This is a genomic window from Desulfonatronovibrio hydrogenovorans DSM 9292, assembly GCF_000686525.1.
In the GTDB taxonomy this organism is placed as follows: domain Bacteria; phylum Desulfobacterota; class Desulfovibrionia; order Desulfovibrionales; family Desulfonatronovibrionaceae; genus Desulfonatronovibrio; species Desulfonatronovibrio hydrogenovorans.
In genome coordinates, this window is the sequence record NZ_KK365986.1 from 191,613 (window position 1) to 209,230 (window position 17,618).

At 53.3% G+C, this 17,618-nt stretch carries 13 protein-coding genes; 7 read left to right on the forward strand and 6 right to left on the reverse strand.

Going from position 1 to position 17,618, the window contains the following annotated elements:
- Positions 1–164 precede the first annotated feature (164 nt).
- Positions 165–2,912, forward strand: a complete 2,748-nt coding sequence (gene uvrA / locus P771_RS0115625; RefSeq protein ID WP_028575858.1) for an excinuclease ABC subunit UvrA — start codon at positions 165–167, stop codon at positions 2,910–2,912.
- Here uvrA and P771_RS19025 read toward each other — a convergent pair.
- Complete coding sequence (locus P771_RS19025; protein WP_162832167.1) at positions 2,907–3,074, reverse strand: hypothetical protein; 168 nt, start codon at positions 3,072–3,074, stop codon at positions 2,907–2,909. The two genes, uvrA and P771_RS19025, sit on opposite strands and share 6 nt — an antisense overlap.
- 129 nt (positions 3,075–3,203) lie before the next feature.
- Here P771_RS19025 and P771_RS18020 point away from each other — a divergent pair, with 129 nt between their 5' ends.
- The 4 genes from P771_RS18020 to P771_RS0115655 all read left to right on the forward strand — a co-directional run bounded on the left by P771_RS18020 (position 3,204) and on the right by P771_RS0115655 (position 6,580).
- Positions 3,204–3,776, forward strand: coding sequence for a 5-formyltetrahydrofolate cyclo-ligase (locus tag P771_RS18020; RefSeq protein ID WP_051617485.1), 573 nt, complete (start codon positions 3,204–3,206; stop codon positions 3,774–3,776).
- A gap of 288 nt (positions 3,777–4,064) precedes the next feature.
- On the forward strand, positions 4,065–4,799 hold the full coding sequence (locus tag P771_RS0115640) for a purine nucleoside phosphorylase YfiH/LACC1 family protein (protein WP_244147345.1): 735 nt from the start codon (positions 4,065–4,067) through the stop codon (positions 4,797–4,799).
- A 275-nt stretch (positions 4,800–5,074) separates the two neighbouring features.
- Positions 5,075–6,040: a protein kinase family protein gene (locus P771_RS0115650; protein ID WP_028575861.1), complete on the forward strand. Its 966-nt coding sequence runs from the start codon at positions 5,075–5,077 to the stop codon at positions 6,038–6,040.
- A gap of 57 nt (positions 6,041–6,097) precedes the next feature.
- Positions 6,098–6,580: a universal stress protein gene (locus tag P771_RS0115655; protein ID WP_028575862.1), complete on the forward strand. Its 483-nt coding sequence runs from the start codon at positions 6,098–6,100 to the stop codon at positions 6,578–6,580.
- A gap of 94 nt (positions 6,581–6,674) precedes the next feature.
- On the opposite strand, the gene P771_RS0115660 is transcribed toward P771_RS0115655, so the two are convergent.
- A complete protein-coding gene (locus tag P771_RS0115660; protein WP_028575863.1) occupies positions 6,675–8,054 on the reverse strand; it encodes a sigma-54-dependent transcriptional regulator in 1,380 nt (459 codons plus the stop codon).
- Between the two features lie 390 nt (positions 8,055–8,444).
- On the opposite strand from P771_RS0115660, the gene P771_RS0115675 reads away from it, so the two are divergent.
- Positions 8,445–13,070 (forward strand): glutamate synthase-related protein, encoded by a 4,626-nt coding sequence (locus P771_RS0115675; RefSeq protein ID WP_051617488.1) that lies wholly within the window; start codon positions 8,445–8,447, stop codon positions 13,068–13,070.
- Positions 13,071–13,250: 180 nt separating this feature from the next.
- Here P771_RS0115675 and P771_RS0115680 read toward each other — a convergent pair whose 3' ends face one another.
- Genes P771_RS0115680 through P771_RS19175 form a run of 3 tightly spaced genes read right to left on the reverse strand, consistent with a single transcriptional unit; the run spans position 13,251 to position 13,937 of the window.
- Positions 13,251–13,568, reverse strand: coding sequence for a nucleotidyltransferase domain-containing protein (locus P771_RS0115680; RefSeq protein WP_028575866.1), 318 nt, complete (start codon positions 13,566–13,568; stop codon positions 13,251–13,253).
- Complete coding sequence (locus P771_RS19170; RefSeq protein ID WP_051617491.1) at positions 13,532–13,777, reverse strand: HEPN domain-containing protein; 246 nt, start codon at positions 13,775–13,777, stop codon at positions 13,532–13,534. The genes P771_RS0115680 and P771_RS19170 overlap by 37 nt, the downstream gene beginning before the upstream one ends.
- Entirely contained in the window at positions 13,728–13,937 is a 210-nt protein-coding gene (locus tag P771_RS19175) for a HEPN domain-containing protein (protein ID WP_150112227.1), read from the reverse strand. Before P771_RS19175 ends, P771_RS19170 begins: the two co-directional genes overlap by 50 nt.
- A gap of 260 nt (positions 13,938–14,197) precedes the next feature.
- On the opposite strand from P771_RS19175, the gene P771_RS0115690 reads away from it, so the two are divergent.
- The gene (locus P771_RS0115690) at positions 14,198–15,517 is read left to right on the forward strand and encodes an ATP-binding protein (RefSeq protein ID WP_161635997.1); all 1,320 of its coding nucleotides are present in this window, start codon (positions 14,198–14,200) and stop codon (positions 15,515–15,517) included.
- 374 nt (positions 15,518–15,891) lie between these two features.
- On the opposite strand, the gene P771_RS0115700 is transcribed toward P771_RS0115690, so the two are convergent.
- Positions 15,892–17,340, reverse strand: coding sequence for an outer membrane homotrimeric porin (locus tag P771_RS0115700; RefSeq protein ID WP_028575869.1), 1,449 nt, complete (start codon positions 17,338–17,340; stop codon positions 15,892–15,894).
- Positions 17,341–17,618 lie beyond the last annotated feature (278 nt).

A 17,618-nucleotide genomic window follows, 5' to 3' on the forward strand; every position in this document is an offset into this window, starting at 1 on the left:
AATGTTTGAATTGAGGACCATCTCCCAGTCCGCCAGACCCAGCCTAAGTCATGGCCCGGTCATGAAGCAAGCAAAAAAGACAGGGTGGGCCATTCCCTGCAGGGACCGGGGCAACCTGCCCGGACAAGACCAGGTTAACCTTTTACCGGACAGTTGATCCAGCCATGAAAGAATACATATCAGTAACAGGAGCCAGGCATCACAACCTGAAGTCCATTTCCCTGGACATACCAAGGCACAGTCTGGTGGTCATCTGCGGACCATCCGGCTCTGGCAAGTCCACCCTGGCCTTTGACATCATCTATGCCGAGGGTCAGAGGCGCTATGTTGAGTCCCTGTCAGCCTATGCCAGGCAGTTTCTGCCCCAGCTGGACAAGCCTCAGGTGGACAAGATCGAAGGACTTTCTCCGGCCATTTCCATTGAGCAGCACTCCATGTCCCGCAATCCGCGCTCCACTGTGGGCACAGTGACCGAAATATATGATTTTCTCCGGGTGTTCTTTGCCAGACTGGGCCAGCCCATCTGCCCTGAATGCCAACGGGAGATCACAGCCCAGTCCTCCTCCAGGATTATTGACGATATCATCAACCTGGAACCAGGAACCAGGTTTATGATCCTCAGCCCCTTAGTGGAGAACAAAAAAGGCACCCATCTTGAGCTGTTGAAAAAGCTCAAGGCCCAGGGTTTTGCCCGGGTCAGGATCAATGGACAGGTCACTCCCCTGGAGCCGTTGCCTGAGCTGGACAAGAACCGGCGCCATTCCATGGATCTTGTGGTGGACCGGCTCATTCTTAAATCCGGGATCCGCAAGAGGCTGGCTGATTCGGTTGAACTGGCCCTGAGTCTGTCATCCGGAATTCTAAAGGTCTCGGTCATTGATGGAGAAGAGATCTTTTTCAGCACTGAGGCGGTCTGCCCGGAATGCAGGATATCCATGCCCAGGCCCAGCCCTCAGCTTTTTTCCTTTAACAGCCCCCAGGGAGCCTGTGCCCAATGCTCGGGTATCGGCAGTGTGGACTACTTTGAACCGGAACTCATAGCTCCCAACAAGGGTCTGTCCCTGAATCAGGGGGCGGTTATTCCCTGGAAAAATCCCAAAATCCTGTCCAGATATGAAAGGGATCTGAAAAAGCTGGGCCAAAAGTTCGGCTTTAATCTGAATACTCCATTAGCTGAATATTCTCCCCAGGGGTTGGAGGCACTTTTTGCTGGAGATGAAGACCTGGGTTTCAGCGGAGTCCTGGCTCTGCTTGAGCAAGGCTACGGGTTCGGCCATATCTGGCGCGATGAACTGTCCAGGTTCAGGCAGGCCAGACCCTGCCCTCAATGTCAGGGAGCCAGGCTCAGACCTGAGTCTCTGGCCGTCTATGTCCGGGATATGAATATCCGGGATTTTACCAGTCTGCCTATTGCCAGGGCCCTGGAGTGGCTGGAGAAATTGAAATTCAGAGAGCTGGAAAAAAAGATCGCTGGTCCTCTTGTCCGGGAGCTGAGCCACAGACTGAAGTTCCTGGTTAATGTGGGTCTTGACTACATCAGTCTGGCCAGGAACATGTCCACCCTGTCCGGAGGAGAGGCTCAGAGGATCAGGCTGGCTGGACAGCTGGGATCGGGCCTGGTGGGTGTGACGTATGTCCTGGACGAACCCAGCATCGGTCTTCATCCCAGGGATAATGACCGGCTGATTAGCACCCTGCGCCAGCTGCAGAGCAGGGGAAATACGGTTTTGGTGGTGGAACATGACGAAGCCACCATCAGGTCGGCTGATCATGTCCTGGAGCTTGGCCCGGGGTCCGGGGCCCTGGGGGGTGAGATTGTTTTTCAGGGGGACGTGGCCGGGATGCTCCAGGCGGACAGCTCCCTGACCGGAAAGTACCTGCGCAAGGATCTGACCATCCCCAGACCGGTCAGCAGAAGAAAGCTTGCCCAGTCCATAATCCTGACCGGAATAAGGACCAATAACCTCCAGAATATTGACTTTGAGCTTCCCCTGAAAGGTCTGGTGGTGGTCACCGGGGTGTCCGGCTCAGGTAAAAGTTCTCTGGTGGTTGATTCTTTGTACAAACACCTGGCCCTGGCCAGGGGGCTCAAAGTGGATAATCCCGGGCTCATCAGCTCCATCAGCGGAGCCGGGCAGATAGAGAAGATTGTTGCCATTGACCAGTCTCCCATCGGCCGGACCCCCAGATCCAATCCAGCCACCTATACCAAGGTCTTTGATGAAATAAGGAAGATCTTTGCCCAGACCGTGGAATCCAGAAAACGGGGATACAAGCCCGGCCGGTTCAGCTTTAATGTCCGGGGGGGGCGGTGTGAATCCTGCCGGGGAGACGGTCAGATCCAGGTGGAGATGCATTTTCTGCCTGATATCTATGTGACCTGCGAGGTGTGCGAAGGCAAGAGATACAACCGGGAGACCCTGGATGTGGAGTACAAGGGGTTGAATATTTCCCAGGTCCTGGATCTGTCAGTGCGGCAGGCCAGGGAATTCTTCAAGAGTTACTCCATCCTGGAGAGGAAACTGGGCATTCTGGAGGAGGTCGGCCTGGAGTACCTGAGACTGGGCCAGCCAGCCACCACCCTGTCCGGGGGGGAGGCTCAAAGGATCAAGATTTCCAGGGAATTGAGCAAAAAGAGCCTGCCCGGGACCCTGTACATCCTGGATGAGCCCACCACAGGCCTGCACACCCACGAGGTGGGCAAGCTGATTCAGGTCCTGAACAGGCTGGTGGACAAGGGGGCAAGCATCGTGGTCATTGAGCACAACCTTGATGTTGTGGCCTGCGCTGACTATGTTGTGGACCTGGGTCCGGGAGGGGGTGAAAACGGTGGCCGGATAGTGGCCCGGGGCACTCCAGAGGAGATCCGGGATAACCCGGATTCAGTCACAGGCCGGTATCTGGAACTATAGTTTTCTGTTCTTTCCTTTCTGGGCTGCCATCCGGGTCAGCACGGCCAGAAGGCCGCAGAGGATGCCTAAAAAGAGGGCCCGGATAGGTTCCATGCCGAACCAGGTGGCAATGAGGCCTACTGATCCGCCCAGCACGATCCCCCTGATATATGGATTGTTCATTGTTTTCTCCTGAGTTATAAGTTCTTCAGCCGGTCCCGGTTGGAGTCAGGCCTTGGTTTATCTTCCTGATTTAGTAATGCAGACCAGTTATCACAGTTAAAACCGGCCAATGTTCTTGGGATAAAGATCATGACCAAACAGGACATCAGACAGAAAATGCTTCTGGCCAGGGCCGGACTTACCAGGGATGAAGTGGCCCGGAAAAGCCGCAGGATCATCAGGAATTTTCTTGATCTGCCTCTGATGGGTCAATACCCGGCCTGTCTGGTTTATCTGCCTGTCAGAAACGAGGTTGACACTAGGTCTTTGATCCTGGAGATGGTTGCCAGGTCCAAAGAAGTCTATGCTCCCAAATGCGACTGCACTTCCTGCACCATGGACTATTACCGGGTCACAGGTCTTGACAGCCTTGAACCGGGTTCTTTCGGCATTGACGAGCCATGTCCGGATTCAGCCCAAAAATTTATCAACAAAAGTAAGGCCATGTGCATTCTTCCCGGCCTGGCCTTTGACCGCTGCGGGGTCCGCCTGGGCTATGGCCGGGGATTTTTTGACCGCTACCTGTCCGGTCTGACCGGTCCCAAACCTTTACTTATTGGTTTTGGGTATGATTTTCAAGTAACAGATCAGCTGCCCAGGGATGAATGGGATGTGCCGGTGGATATGATTGTTGCTGAGCAGGGAGTTCTGGAAACGGGCTGAGCTGAAGTGATCCAGGGGCAAATCTTTCCCGGACTGAGGTTTTTTTGGTCATTGCCAAGCCGGGAACCGGCAGAAGTAACCTCGGTCAGGATATCTATCCATAAGATTGCCACGCACCCTCCGGGTGCCCGCAATGGCACCAATACTGGACAGCTACATTAAAAATCGTTCAGTTCAGGTTAAAATTTCTCACATCCGGGCTTAAACGGCCCTTGTTGAGCAAGGCATGATAAAGACAAAGCATGAGGAGGAGATTTTATATTCACATCCTCCGGACTGGGGGCAATATTGAAGTATCTGCAGTTTAGTTTTCCAGGGATGGACAGGATCAGATGTGTATTCGGAACCAGGCTGGGCGGGATCAGTTCCGGCAACTTCAGCTCAGGCAATATTTCTTTTGAGGTCGGGGATGAAGAAAACAATGTTCTGAATAATCGTCAGGCCCTGCAGAAGGAGCTGGGCTTTGAAAGACTGGTTGAACTTAACCAGGTTCATGGCACAAAGATCCATTTTGACCTGTCCGGGGATTTCCTCCAGGGATCAGATCTCAGGGGGGACGGAGCCGGGACCTCCTGTCCTGGGGCTGCTGTACTGATCAAGACAGCTGATTGCCAGCCGATTTTTCTGGCCCATGAATCCGGGAAATTCGTCTGCGGCCTGCATGTGGGCTGGCGGGGAAACAGGGCTGGATTTCCTGGAACAGGGGTTGCTGATTTCTGCGCCCGTTACCGGCTGAGTCCCGGGGAACTGACAGCTGTGCGCGGCCCCAGCCTGGGACCGTGCTGTGCCAGATTTGACCGGCTGGATGAGCATTGGACCAGTGATTATTCCAGATACTATGATCCCCGGCTAGGAACCATGGATTTATGGTCTTTGACCAGGGATCAGCTCCTGGAGGCAGGGGTAAGGCCTGAAAAAATATTTTCCCTTGATCTGTGTACCAGATGCCGGGAGGACCTGTTTTTTTCCTATCGCAAAGCAAAGACCTGCGGTCGGCAGGGCAGCCTGATCATGATTTTTTGACTAATATTCCGGACTGTCTTATATTTACCTTTACTGAGCGATTTTCAAATGAACAGTCCGGCTGACTGTCATTGAAAGCCCTGCATTTGTCTGGGCAAAATACCCTTGCAAGTTAATTCCCTTTATTCAGTTCAGACTGGAGCCAGGGCGGGGCAATTTCATGAGTATCCTGACTGCGATGGCTTGAGCCGGCCCGGCTTGCCTCTGCCCGGTCAGGTGCTCCTGGACAGCCAGCCACAGGCTGATGAACTTCCCAGAACAAAGGAGGTGAGGACTTGGATAATTCGGCCAGAGAACTGCTCAAGGAACTCATGCCTTCCTTTCCCACCAGGCATTGTGGAAAAATATATACTGACACCACCGAGTTCATGGATATCTCCTACGGAGACGTCATCAGCCTGGAAGACAGGCGTTTTCTGGTGCTCCGGGATGAGGCTGAACGGCGGTTCGGTATGGAGGATCCCAAGTTCTGGGTCAAACGGTGCCGGGATCTTGATACTGGTGAGAGGCACATCCTCAAACTGGTCTTTCATGAAAAATTTGATCAGAAAATCGGACAGCTGACCATCAATTGTTTTCGCAGCCCCAGGAAGGAATCCAGGATTCTGGATCTGGTCAGGGGGGACTTAAGGTTCATGCAGGGCCGGACTCTTCTGGATGATGCTGGAAATCCGGTCCGGATCCTGGACATAGTCTGGGGGAAGAGCCTGGACAATATTGTGGAAGACCTGGACATGGACCATGAAACCTATTTTCAGGAGAAATTTCCTGAGATCCTGGAAAAATTCATGGGGGCCTGCGAGGCCCTCGGCTTCATGCATCACCACGGTGAAAAACACGGGGATGTGCGGCGGGACCATATCTTTGTCGAATACGGATCAGGCCATTACAGGTGGATTGATTTTGACTATGCCTATGAAAGCGTGGAAAACCCCTTTGGCCTGGACCTGTTCGGCTTGGGCAGTATCCTGCTTTTTATCACCGGAAAAGGGGTCCATGACAATGTCAGCCTTCCTTCGACCCGGTCCGGCCGGGAGTTTTTCAATGGGCTTTCTCCTGATGATTTTTCTGTGCTTTTTCCCAACCGGCTCATTAACCTGAAAAAGCTTTTTCCCTACATCCCCAGGTCCCTTAATCATGTCCTGATGCATTTTTCCAAAGGGACCTACGTTACCTATGAGAGCGTTGACGAGCTGCTGGGAGATCTGGCCAAAGCCAGCAGGGATCTTGCAAAAGGATGAGTCCCGGCTTAACGGCCAGTTTTCTTTTTTTGCTGACCTTTAACCAGGGAGGTGCAGATGAACTTCAAGAAAATCCTTGTGGCTGTCGATGCCTCGGATAACTCAGCCCGGGCGGTTGAATACACCGGAGTTATGACCGGCAAGGCAGGGGATTGCGATATTCATTTGTTTTACGCTGAACGCCTGCCTGAACGGGATATTTATCCGGATGAAGAGTCGTGGTGCGCGGCCTGTCAGGAAGAGCAGGAAAAGATCAGGGTGTTCCTGGACAAGGCCAGGGAGATTCTGCTGAAACACGGAGTCAAGTCTGAACGGATCACAGTCAATTATCTGCCTGGTGCTGAATTCACCTGTCCCTCTGGCCGGAAGGCCGGACGGAGTGTGGCCGATCAGATCATGCATGCCCAGAAAGAGGGCGGTTTTGGAACTGTTGTTGTGGGCCGGAGAGGTGTTTCCAAGGCTGAGGAGTTTCTGTTCGGCAGCGTGTCCACCAAGATCATTCACCATATCAAGAACTGCAGCGTGTGGGTGGTGGAATAGCATTCCCAAGGCGCAGGGCCGGGGTTGCCGGCTGGTCCTGGTCCGGATACAGCTCTGCCCGGCCCGGAGCGGAAAGGTTTGAGGTGCCGGCTCCCTAATCAGTGCTGATGTCGTAGCTTTTGAGCTTGCGGTACAAATAGCTCCGTTCCAGGCCGATGGCCTCGGCCAGCCTGGAGATGTTCCCGTCGTACTCTTTGAGCTTGCAGTCCAGGAACCAGGCTTCAAACCGGGACCTGGCCTGCTTGAAATCACCGGGCAGTTCCTGGCCGTCCTGGAATCCTGCCGGTTCAAGTCCGGACTGCATCCGGGCACAGCTGATCTCACCGGGGAGCATGGCTGGAGTAACTTCCTGGCCCTGGTAGAGGATGTACAGGCGTTCCACAAAATTCTTGAGTTCCCGGACATTGCCCGGCCAGGAGTGGTTCTGGAGGACAGCAACGGCTTCCCTGGTAAAGGACAGGGGCTTGAAGTTGTGCTCCTGGCTGAGCTGATGGATGAACTCCTCCAGCAGGATTGGAATGTCCTCTTTTCTTTCCCGCAGGGGAGGAAGGTTCAGGGGGAAGACATTCAGGCGGTAGTACAGATCTTCCCGGAAATTCCCTTTTTTTATTTCCTGGAGCAGGTCCTTGTTGGTGGCTGCAATGACCCGGACATTGACGCTGATGGTCCGGTGGCCACCCACCCGTTCAAAACTCTGTTCCTGGAGGATGCGCAGGATCTTGGCCTGGGTCTTGAGGCTCATGTCTCCTATTTCATCAAGAAACAGGGTTCCCTGGTGGGCCAGCTCGAATTTGCCCTGCCTGGACCCGGAAGCTCCGGTAAAGGACCCTTTTTCATGGCCGAACAGCTCAGATTCGATCAGTTCTTCCGGGATGGCCGCACAATTGACCGCCACCAGGGTCTGGTCGGCCCGTTTGCTTTTGATGTGGATGGAACGGGCCACAATCTCCTTGCCTGTTCCGTTTTCTCCGGTGATGAGGACCCAGGCCTCGGTGGGGGCCACCTGATCGATGGCCTGGCGGAGTTCCCTGATGACCCCGGACTGGCCGGTGATGTCCCGGACAGTAATGCCTTTGGTGTTCAGCCTGAGGTTGCGGTTTTCCCTTCTGAGGCTGGAAAATTCCAGGGCCTTCTGGGAGGTGATGAGCACCTTTTCCAGGGACAAAGGTTTTTCAATAAAGTCAAAGGCCCCGTTCTTGATGGCCTGGACTGCGGTCTGGATATTGCCGTGGCCTGAAATCATGATCACCGGGATGTCGGGATGCTTTTCATGAAGCCGGGTCAGAACCTGGAGGCCGTCCATTCCCGGCAGCCAGATGTCCAGGAGGATCAGGTCGATGCTTGGTTCCACTGCAGCCAGGCCGTGTTCCCCGCTTTCTGCTTCCACCACCTGGTAACCTTCATCCTCCAGAATGCCCCGCAGGGACAGGCGGATATCCTGCTCATCATCCACGATGAGCACTTTTCCATGTATCTCAGCCATTTATTTTGATCCTTGTCATGTCCACCGGATATTATCAAGTCAGAATCAACTGCAGGTTTATGGTTAAGGAATTTTCCGACTTTAATCAAGAAGGCAGTGGCAGATCCTGGACTGATCAGATCCGGGCCGGTAAGGGATGCAGGCTGGACTGGTCTGGGAAAACAGAAAAAATTCACATAGTTTTTTTCGTGTCCGGAAAAGGGTAAACACTTTGGTTCAGTGGGGTGAAGCATACTTTTGAAAATTGAGGTGTTCCGGGCAGAAAGAATCAAGATTGTTTCACCCCCGGACCAAAGCCACCCTTGAGCTTGAGGAGCAGGGCATGAGAAGGAAAAAACATGAGGAAAATACTTAATATGTACATCCCCCAGGCTGGGAGCTATGAATAACAAGCTTCGGGCCGGGGCAAACCAGAAATCAGCCAGGGAGGATCATTTGCAGAGCATATCAGCCAAGCCCATCTGCCAGGAACAGGACGCCTGTGCCATTATTGCCTTTATTGACAAGCGGGGTAAGGCCAATCACGCTAATATCGTCCGGACCATTGAGGCTTTGAAAAAAATGGCCCATCGTTCCGGGGACATAAACGACGAAGGGGACGGATGCGGCATTATGGTGGACGTTCCCCGCGAACTCTGGAGCCGCAGGCTGCACAGGGCCGGTCTTTCCCCTCATCTGGCTGATTCCAGCGGTTTTTTTGTGGGACACTTTATGCTGCCCCACAAGATCAGATCAAAGGCAGACCATGTCCTGGACCGGGTTAGAAAAGTGTTTGAAGAACGCGGCCTGGATATTCTCCTGGAAGTCAGGGGCAACACCAATGACCAGGAGCTGGGCCCCATGGCCAGGGCCGAGGCTCCCCTGTTCTGGCAGGTTGCCGGGCTGGTTGGTCAGGATCTCAAGTCTCCGGCTGAAAAGCTCCTTTTCAGGGTCCAGCTGGAACTGGAAAGTTCAGTGCCTGAGCTGCATATTGCGTCTTTGTCCAGGCAGAGTTCGGTTTACAAGGTCCGAGGCGGTCCAGACCTTTTGCAGCGGGTGTTTCCGGATCTGCGTGATCCGGCTGCCGGCTCCAGGATCTGCCTGGGCCACAGCCGCTACTCCACCAATACCCTGCCCACGGTGGAGCGGACCCAGCCTTTTTCCCTGCTGGCCCATAACGGAGAGATCAATACCATTGAAAGGCTCAGAGGGGCCTCCCGCAACCTGGGCATTGAACCGGTGCCCGGTGGCAGCGATTCCCAGGACCTGAACCGGGCTGTTGAAGGGCTGATCAACAGCCACGGGTTTGATCCGGTGGAGGCCTTTGCCATGGTTTTTCCAGCCGTGTCCAGTGAGGTGGGGCAGTATCCCGAAGACCTGGGCCGGGTTTATGATTTTTACCGCTGGTTCTTTCCACCCTCGGCCCAGGGTCCGGCAGCCATAATTGCCAGGCACGGGGATGTCTGCCTGGGCAGTGTGGATGCCCTGGGACTCAGGCCCCTCTGGTTTGGAGAGAGCGACTACAATTATTACCTGTCTTCGGAAAAAGGGGTGGTGGATCTGGAAGATACAGCCAGGGACCCCAGGCCTCTGGCTCCGGGCGAGAAAATAGCCATTTTCTCGGCTCCGGCCAGGCGGGCCATTGTGTTTGATTACCAGGCCTATCAGGACCAGCTGGTCAGGCTGATGCAAAGCCGCAAGGATCTCTCGGGCCAGGCCAGGTTTCTGTACCGGGAGATCCCCGGGATAGAGCAGGACAATGCCCGGGCCACCAAGCTGACCGGATTGAATGACCAGTGGGCGGACCAGGATGAGCCGGTCCGGGAAAATCTCCTGGCTGCCCTGGGATGGCACAGGTACGACCTGGACATCCGCAAAAAGACCGCCCGGACCGGCAGGGCGGTTATCGGGTCCATGGGTTATCAGGGGCCTTTGGCCTGGTTTAATGCTCAGGGCCTGCCCAATGTTTCGGAGTACTTCAAGGAAAACGTGGCTGTAGTCACCAACCCGGCCATTGACCGGGAACGGGAGGCTGATCATTTTTCCACCCATGTCATTCTGGGCGACCGGCCAAGGTCGGGTCTGACCGGGACGTCCAGGCCAGTGGGCCTGGAGCTGGGCACTCCCCTGCTCCTGGGAGGGTTCAGGGTTGATGGGATCGGTCTGGAAGCCATCTCCAGAATTAAAGCTTCTTACCGGGCTGGAATCCTGGAAGAGGTGGCCGGTTTTTTCACTGGCCAGGGCCGGGACCTTAAGCGGCTGAAGGTGCTGGATGCCACCTTTGATCCGGAAGAAGGTCTGAAAACAAGTCTTCAGACTCTGGCAGCCAGGGCCGGGGAAGCAGTGCAAAAAGGCGGGGTCCTGGTGGTGCTGGATGATTCTGGAAGTTTTTCCAGGGGCAGGGTGCAGATTGATCCCCTGCTTGGCACGGCCTTTGTGGGCAACTATCTGGAGGAAAAGGGCCTGCGCCGGTCCTGCTCCATAATTGTCAGGTCCGGGGCTGTGCGTAATCTGCACGACATCATGTGCCTGCTGGGCATGGGAGCTGACGCGATAAACCCGTACATGATCTGGAAGGTGGCCCTGGAGTATCTGGATGAAGGCCTTCTCCCGGAGCAGGCTTTGCAGAACACCATGGACGTGCTGCAGAAGGGCATGGAAAAGGTCATGTCCACCATGGGCATCCACGAGCTTTGCGGCTATGGCCGGATTTTCTCCTCCATGGGTCTGGCAGCTGAGCTGGAGAAGATATTCAGGTGTCCGAATTTCTGCGGATCAGCTCAGGCTGGTCTTGGCTTTTCCGGTCTGGAAGAAATGGGCCGGATGCGCCTTTTAAGGGCTGCTTCCAGTGATCCCGGGCTATGGAAAGACCCGGCCAGAAATCCCAGGGTGGGCCGGGTCATGCGCAGAGCAGCCACTGGCAAAACCGGCTTCAAAGAGCTGGCCAGGGAACTGCAGGACCTGGACCGGGAAAATCCAGTTGCCCTGCGCCATGTCCTGGATTTTGCCCCTTCTGCCAGAACCAGCCCCCTGACCATGCAGGATGTGGATATCAGCATTAACGGCCATTCCATGCCCCTGGTCATTCCGGCCATGAGTTTCGGTTCCCAGGGAGAAAGCTCCTTCAGGACCTATGCCCAGGCTGGTAAAGCCCTGAATATTGTCTGTTTAAACGGCGAAGGGGGTGAGATCCCGGACATGCTGGGCAGGTACCGTAGCAACAGGGGCCAGCAGATTGCTTCGGGCCGGTTCGGGGTGCACATGGGGTTTCTCAATTCTGCGGACTTTCTGGAGATCAAGATCGGCCAAGGGGCCAAGCCCGGCGAAGGCGGACATCTGCCCGGACAGAAGGTCACGGAAATGGTGGCCAGGGCCAGGCACTGCAAGCCGGGTATTGCCCTTATCTCCCCTTCCAACCATCATGATATCTATTCCATTGAGGACCTGGCCCAGATTATCACTGAACTCAAGACAGCCAGCCCCCTGGCCCGGATTTCGGTTAAGATCCCGGTAACCAGCGGGGTGGGCACCATTGCCGTGGGCGTGGCCAAGGCCGGGGCTGATATTGTCAATATTTCCGGATTTGACGGCGGTACTGGCGCAGCCAGGGAGCACAGCAAAAAGTACGTGGGTCTGCCTGTGGAGATTGGAGTGAGCCAGGCCCATAAAGCTCTGGTGGAATGCGGTCTGCGCCATGAGGTGGAGATCTGGTGCGATGGAGGTCTTAGAAGCGGGGCTGATGCCCTGAAGATGATCCTTCTGGGGGCAGACCGGGCTGCCATGGGCACGGCTGCCCTCATGGGCATAGGCTGCATCAGCTGCATGCGCTGCCACCTGGATACCTGTCCCAGGGGTATTTCCACCCAGGTCAGGACCAAGGATGAGGCCAGCCAGCGGGGGGTCAAGGGGTTTACACCCATGGACCAGGCCGTAGAAACCAATAACCTGGTCCGCCTGTTCACCTGTTTTGGAGAGGAGATGCGCAGCATTCTGGCCGGGCTGGGCATTGCCAGGGTCAGAGATGCTGTGGGCCGGACCGACCTTCTGACCCAGATCTCCCACAAGCAGGAGATCTGTCTTGAAGAGATGCTGACCCGACCGGCCATGTTCGGTCCGTCCTGCGTACTGGGGGCCCTGCGCATGGTCCGCAAGCCTCTTAATTATCTGACCAGGCTGGTTTCGGATATTTCCATGGCTGAATTCAGGGATGAGGAAACATCAGAGGTCCGGTTTACCGACCGGTACGTGCGCAGCGTGGACCGGGCCATGGGGACCTATTTGGCTGGAGAAGTGGTCCGCCAGTTCGGGGATGCGGGCAAGCGCAGGTTCAGGATCAGGCTGGATTCCTCGGTTCCGGGCAATGGGCTTTGCGCCTTCAATATCCGGGGGATTGATCTGACCGTGGATGGAGGCGCTCAGGACGGTACTGCCAAGAGCAGTCTGGGCGGAACCTGCAAGGTATTCAAGGGAGCCAATCTCATGGGGCGCAGGGTGGACGGATCAACCGGCAAGAGCTTTGCCTATGGAGCCATTGAAGGGCTGCTCATGGTCCAGAATTATGCCGATTCCAGGGCCTGTATCCGCATGTCCGGAGCTGATGCGGTGTTCGGAGCCAGGATCACCTCCAGGGTCCGGGACCAACTGGGCAACCTGGCTGCCAGGGCTCATTTGAAGGGTTTTGCCTTTGAATACATGACTGGTGGACGGGTGGTGGTTCTGGGTGATCCTGGACCCTGGATCTGTTCAGGCATGACCGGCGGGGTGGTTTATCAATGCCTTTATCCGGAATGGGGCTTTAGGGTGGAGTCCATAACCAGGCGGCTGGCCGCAGGGGCGGATGTGGCTGTGGAAAAGGTTGATTCATCCGACCTGGCCGGGATCAGGGAGCTTTTAAGGGGATATGTCCAGGGTCTGAGGTCAACCTTTCAGGATGAGGAGGCCAGGGAAGTGGAAAAGATCCTGGAACAGGCCGGGGAGCGGTTTGTCAGGATAGTCCCGGCCCACAGAAACCCGCCCCGGGCAGAGTAGGGAAAGGATGGAAAAAAAGGGCCAAGGGGAAAGGGAAGATGGGCATAGATTACTTTGTTGCCATGGCTCCTGATAGCAAGGGCTGGTTCAGCCGGTTCCCGGCCTGGCAATGACAACAGACCCTGCCTGTCATTGTCAGGGAGTTTTAGACCATAGCGACCTGTCCCGACTGGAGCGAGTTCACTTGATAGTCAGTCCGGTTGCCTTGATGTGGCGGACCAATGGATTATCATCTGAAAAGTCGGATGTTTTAAAAGGCAATGGTGAGAGAAGAAAGCTTGTTGCCAGGGTGGTTTTCCTGATTTTTTCCTTGTCCTTGAATCTTATTCCTTCAAAGTCGTCTGAAACAATGGCGATATCAATGTCGCTCCATTCATCTGCCCTGCCTGCAGTCCGGCTTCCAAACAATATTGCATGACGGATGCGAATTCTGCTGCTTTCAAGGGACTGGATATAATTTTCTACAATGGACCTGATTTCAGATGGGATTTCAACCATGAAAACATCTCCTTGATTTTTTCGAGATGATGCAGTGCAAAATCCCTGGTGCATATTTTGTAAAATTCGCGCTTATAATCCGGATACCTGGCTTCGATATGGAAATCATTAACCCGGTCCAGCCAGACAAGGGTCTCCTGATCCATTTCCAGGCTGGATTCATGGACAAGCCTGACCAGGTTGTGGGTCCTTGGAGGCAGTATGAGCATTATGTTCAAGTACGTATACAGCCTTCAGGGCTTTTTCCAGCACCAGGTGACCCATGAACAGACACCAGTCATATTTTTCAGAATAAAACAGGCTGTCAGCAGTGTCCAGGTCGTGCTCAGCGCTTTCCAGCCAGTAGTTTAACTGGTCATTGATGTTCATAATCAAAACATAGCAATTGTCAGAATGATTGAAAAGTCGAAAAATGATGCAATTGATTCTAAACAGCAGGTGGTATGAGAAAAGGGGGGAAGGAAGCACAGAGCCTGGGGATCAGCTTATGCCCTGCTGACAGTGACCGTCATGCCAGGATTAATATGACAGCCCTTATTTCGAGTTGGACATAAAATTAAGCCTGATAATTTTCATTGACGAATGAATCTATCAGGCTTAATTTTATGTCAACCATTGGAGGGATTGACATGGATCTAAGCACCTACAGGGTAATGCTGCATCTGAACCCCTGGATAGAGGATCAGTCTGTCTGGCCGGGGCATGCGGCCCGTCATCTTCCGGAAAATTATATTCCAAGATCATTCAGTCCTGAACTAAGCAGGGACAAGGTGAGCCTGATCATTGGACCCCGGCAGGCCGGCAAATCCACCCTGGCCTGGAAAACTATCAGCAGTTCATTAAGCCCATTTGTTTTTATTAATTGCGAAGAACAGCTTCTGAAAGAACTCTGCTCATCACCGGCCCTGTTTCTGGATGAGCTGGACAGGCTGGCTCCTGATGCAGCTGGATATTTTTTTGAGGAAGCACAGCACCTTGAAGAGGCAGGCCTGTTTTTAAAGGGTCTGGTTGATCTCAAGCCTGAGAAAAAAATACTGGCTACTGGTTCATCCAGCTATCATCTTAAATCTAAAACCAGGGAATCCCTGGCCGGCCGGGCCATCAGGCATGTTCTGCACCCCTTTGGACTCAGGGAACTTGTTCCTGGTAATAAATCTGAAACAGTAGCCAGAATAAAAGCCAGGGAGATCTGGCATGAACTTGCCCTTTACGGAGGATATCCTGAAGCCTGGCTGAGCAGAAACAGGCAGGATGTTCTGGGACGATTAACCGAAGCCTTTGTGCTTAGAGATGCATCAGACCTGTACCAGATCAAAAATCCTTCATCATTCAGGAAACTCATGGAGCTGGCTGCTTCTCAGACCGCCAATCTGACCAATTATTCCAGCTTTGCTGATAATCTGGGCATCAGCGTGAACACAGTAGCCCAGTACTTAAGCATCCTTGAACAGAGTCATATTATCAGACTTTTGCCTCCCTTTGTGGGCGGCAAAAGGGCGGAAATAACTTCAAGGCCTAAAATTTTCTTTTTGGACAACGGGATAAGAAATTATCTTTTTGGAGGATTTGATGACCTAGGAAACCGGGCAGACAGGGGAGCGCTTACGGAAAATCTTGTTTTCTCTGAACTCTGCAAGAGGCTGAACCTGCTCAAGGATCAGCTATATTACTGGAGGAGCACTTCAGGGGCTGAAGTGGATTTTGTCCTGAAGCATGATAACCGGCTGGTGGCAGTGGAGGTCAAGTCCGGGGCAATGAAAAAGCCCAGGATAAGCAGATCCCTGAGAAGTTTTATCCAGGCTTATGGGCCGGATATGGTTTATGTGGTCAACAATGAACTTGATTATTCAATGGATGTCCAGGGAACAGAGATCAGGTTTATTCCGGGCTGGGATTTGTTTATTGGTTTGAACTGGCAGGGGTTGGGCGCTTGGCGGCAGGGTCGATAGTTAGAAGCAAGGGCCAAGGGGAAAGGGAAGATGGGCATAGATTACTTTGTTGCCATGGCTTTTGGTAACAAGTACTGGTTCAGCCGGTTCCCGGCCTGGCAATGACACTGGGCCGTGTCTGTCCAGGGCAGAGAGTGGGGATTGGTTGCAGCTTTTGTTCTGGATTGCCGGCAAAATGATTTTAACCAGCGGAAATCAAGGGGATCAGGGGGTTAAAATCTTCTTTCTTTGTGCATCCGATAAGATCAAAAAGCAAAGCATATCAGCCGCTGATAACGCAGATCTCTGCAGATAAGAAGAGCATTATATAATGAAAAAGGCCGGCCAGGTTCAACCTGGCCGGCCTTTGTAAGGTCTGGAATACACCAGTAAGCTTAGAACTGGTATCTGAAGCCAAAGGCTGCTTTCCAGGAATTATCTCCAGGTACGTCAACAGGATCTCCGTTATTCGTGCGGCTGGCTCGATTGACGTTGATGTAGCCCAGCTCCAGGATGGCGGCCAGGTTGTCATACATCTGGTAGGTTGTGTCGAAGTTGATTTCCCACAGGTAATCCCGGGTAGTGAAAACCTGGTTTCCAACCTCCTCATCAAGATAATCCTTGTGGTTGGTGCCCCGGTAGTAAGCTAGCAGAAAATCGTGGGATACCCTGTCCATGAGGCTGATGTCACCCAGCCTGAAGCCTGCGGCCCACATGCCCGTGGTTCGAAGCATGTTCATGGCTGATCTCTGGGTGAAAGCAGGAACCTGTCCGGCAGCATGTCCAGGGTCAGATCCGAAATTGGACCCGTTAAAGGCAAAAGAAGACATGGTCAGTCTGGGGGTCAAAGCAGGCATGCGCCGACCTTTTTTGTCGCCCCTGAGACTGGTCCTGGACTCGCCTGACTCATAAAGAAAGAAGAGTTCAGGAGTCATCATGTCCATTTTGCAGGCCACTGAGAGGCTGGCTATCCAGCCGGCTGTTTCTCCGATTTTATCGCCCACCAGATATATATTATCCGGTTCTGTATAACTCAGGTATCTGCTGGATTGTCCATAATTGAAATCCGCATTGACCACCCATGGATCAAACCGGTTCAGGGTCATGTTGATTCCGGCCCAGAATACGTTCATCTGTTTCCAGTTAAACCCCGAAGCATCCACCCAGAATGGATTGTTTCCGTAAAAATCAGTGTAGGATATCGGTGCGTACTTTCCAGCCCGGGCATAGGCCAGAAAGGGATTGATCTGCAATCCCTCCAGGGTAAAGGGGGCAACTGTGAAGAGAAGGTCAACTTCATCCCTGGATTTTTCAAAGTTGCCTCCTCCAAGGTCCCATCTTTCCCGCTTGTCGTTGACCCTCAGCCAACCCAGAGTCAGTCCGAGTTTTTGGTTTACAGGGGTGGAAGCCACCACACCATATTCTTCAGAATCCAGGATGTGGGAGCCCAGGGTGTTGGGCAGAACAACAGTCTGCAGGCCGGCTTTGACATTGATTTTTGTGCTGGGGACATAGTACTCGATGTAGGCCTGATCAAAGCCCAGACTTACAGTTTCTCCAACATCAAACTGGCCGGTTGCAGCGCGTTCTCCCCACCGAACATTATCAGTAGTAATCCGGAGTACTCCGCGCAGGTTTTCACTGGCAATGAACTCAAAGCTGGTTCGCATCCGTTGCATGGCCTGGAATTTGTCATCCTTGAAATCTTTGTTGAACCTCGGGTTTTCCACGTAGTTAAAATGAACTCTCCAGTCCCCCCTGGCCTGAAAAGTGACAGCTGCGGCCTGGGCTACAAAGCTGAAGACAAACCCAATAATCATTGCCAGAATCAGAAAGCGTTTCATGCAGATTTCTCCCCCTGCGAGAAAAATTTTGTGAAGAAGACTAAATTAAGATGAATGGCTTTAGTGACCTTAAATTAGTTTTTTTATCAATAAAAATCAAGGTATTTCAAAAGGTAAACAGAGAAAGGAAGTTAATGGCTGGTAGGCTGAAGTCAAACTTCAATCAGCGGAAATCAACCAGATCAGCGGCTTAAAATCTTCTTTTTTTGTACGTCCGAAAATATCAAAAAATAAAGCATATCAGCCGCTGATAACGCAGATCTCTGCAGATAAGAAGA

Bases quoted from the DNA above. Each gene is read 5' to 3' on its own strand.
- P771_RS0115700 (WP_028575869.1), bottom strand. From the start codon at position 17,340: ATGAAACGCTTTCTGATTCTGGCAATGATTATTGGGTTTGTCTTCAGC.
- P771_RS0115690 (WP_161635997.1), top strand. From the start codon at position 14,198: ATGGATCTAAGCACCTACAGGGTAATGCTGCATCTGAACCCCTGGATA.
- P771_RS18020 (WP_051617485.1), top strand. From the start codon at position 3,204: ATGACCAAACAGGACATCAGACAGAAAATGCTTCTGGCCAGGGCCGGA.
- P771_RS0115680 (WP_028575866.1), bottom strand. From the start codon at position 13,568: ATGGTTGAAATCCCATCTGAAATCAGGTCCATTGTAGAAAATTATATC.
- P771_RS19175 (WP_150112227.1), bottom strand. From the start codon at position 13,937: ATGAACATCAATGACCAGTTAAACTACTGGCTGGAAAGCGCTGAGCAC.
- uvrA (WP_028575858.1), top strand. From the start codon at position 165: ATGAAAGAATACATATCAGTAACAGGAGCCAGGCATCACAACCTGAAG.
- P771_RS0115655 (WP_028575862.1), top strand. From the start codon at position 6,098: ATGAACTTCAAGAAAATCCTTGTGGCTGTCGATGCCTCGGATAACTCA.
- P771_RS19170 (WP_051617491.1), bottom strand. From the start codon at position 13,777: ATGCTCATACTGCCTCCAAGGACCCACAACCTGGTCAGGCTTGTCCAT.
- P771_RS0115675 (WP_051617488.1), top strand. From the start codon at position 8,445: ATGAATAACAAGCTTCGGGCCGGGGCAAACCAGAAATCAGCCAGGGAG.
- P771_RS19025 (WP_162832167.1), bottom strand. From the start codon at position 3,074: ATGAACAATCCATATATCAGGGGGATCGTGCTGGGCGGATCAGTAGGC.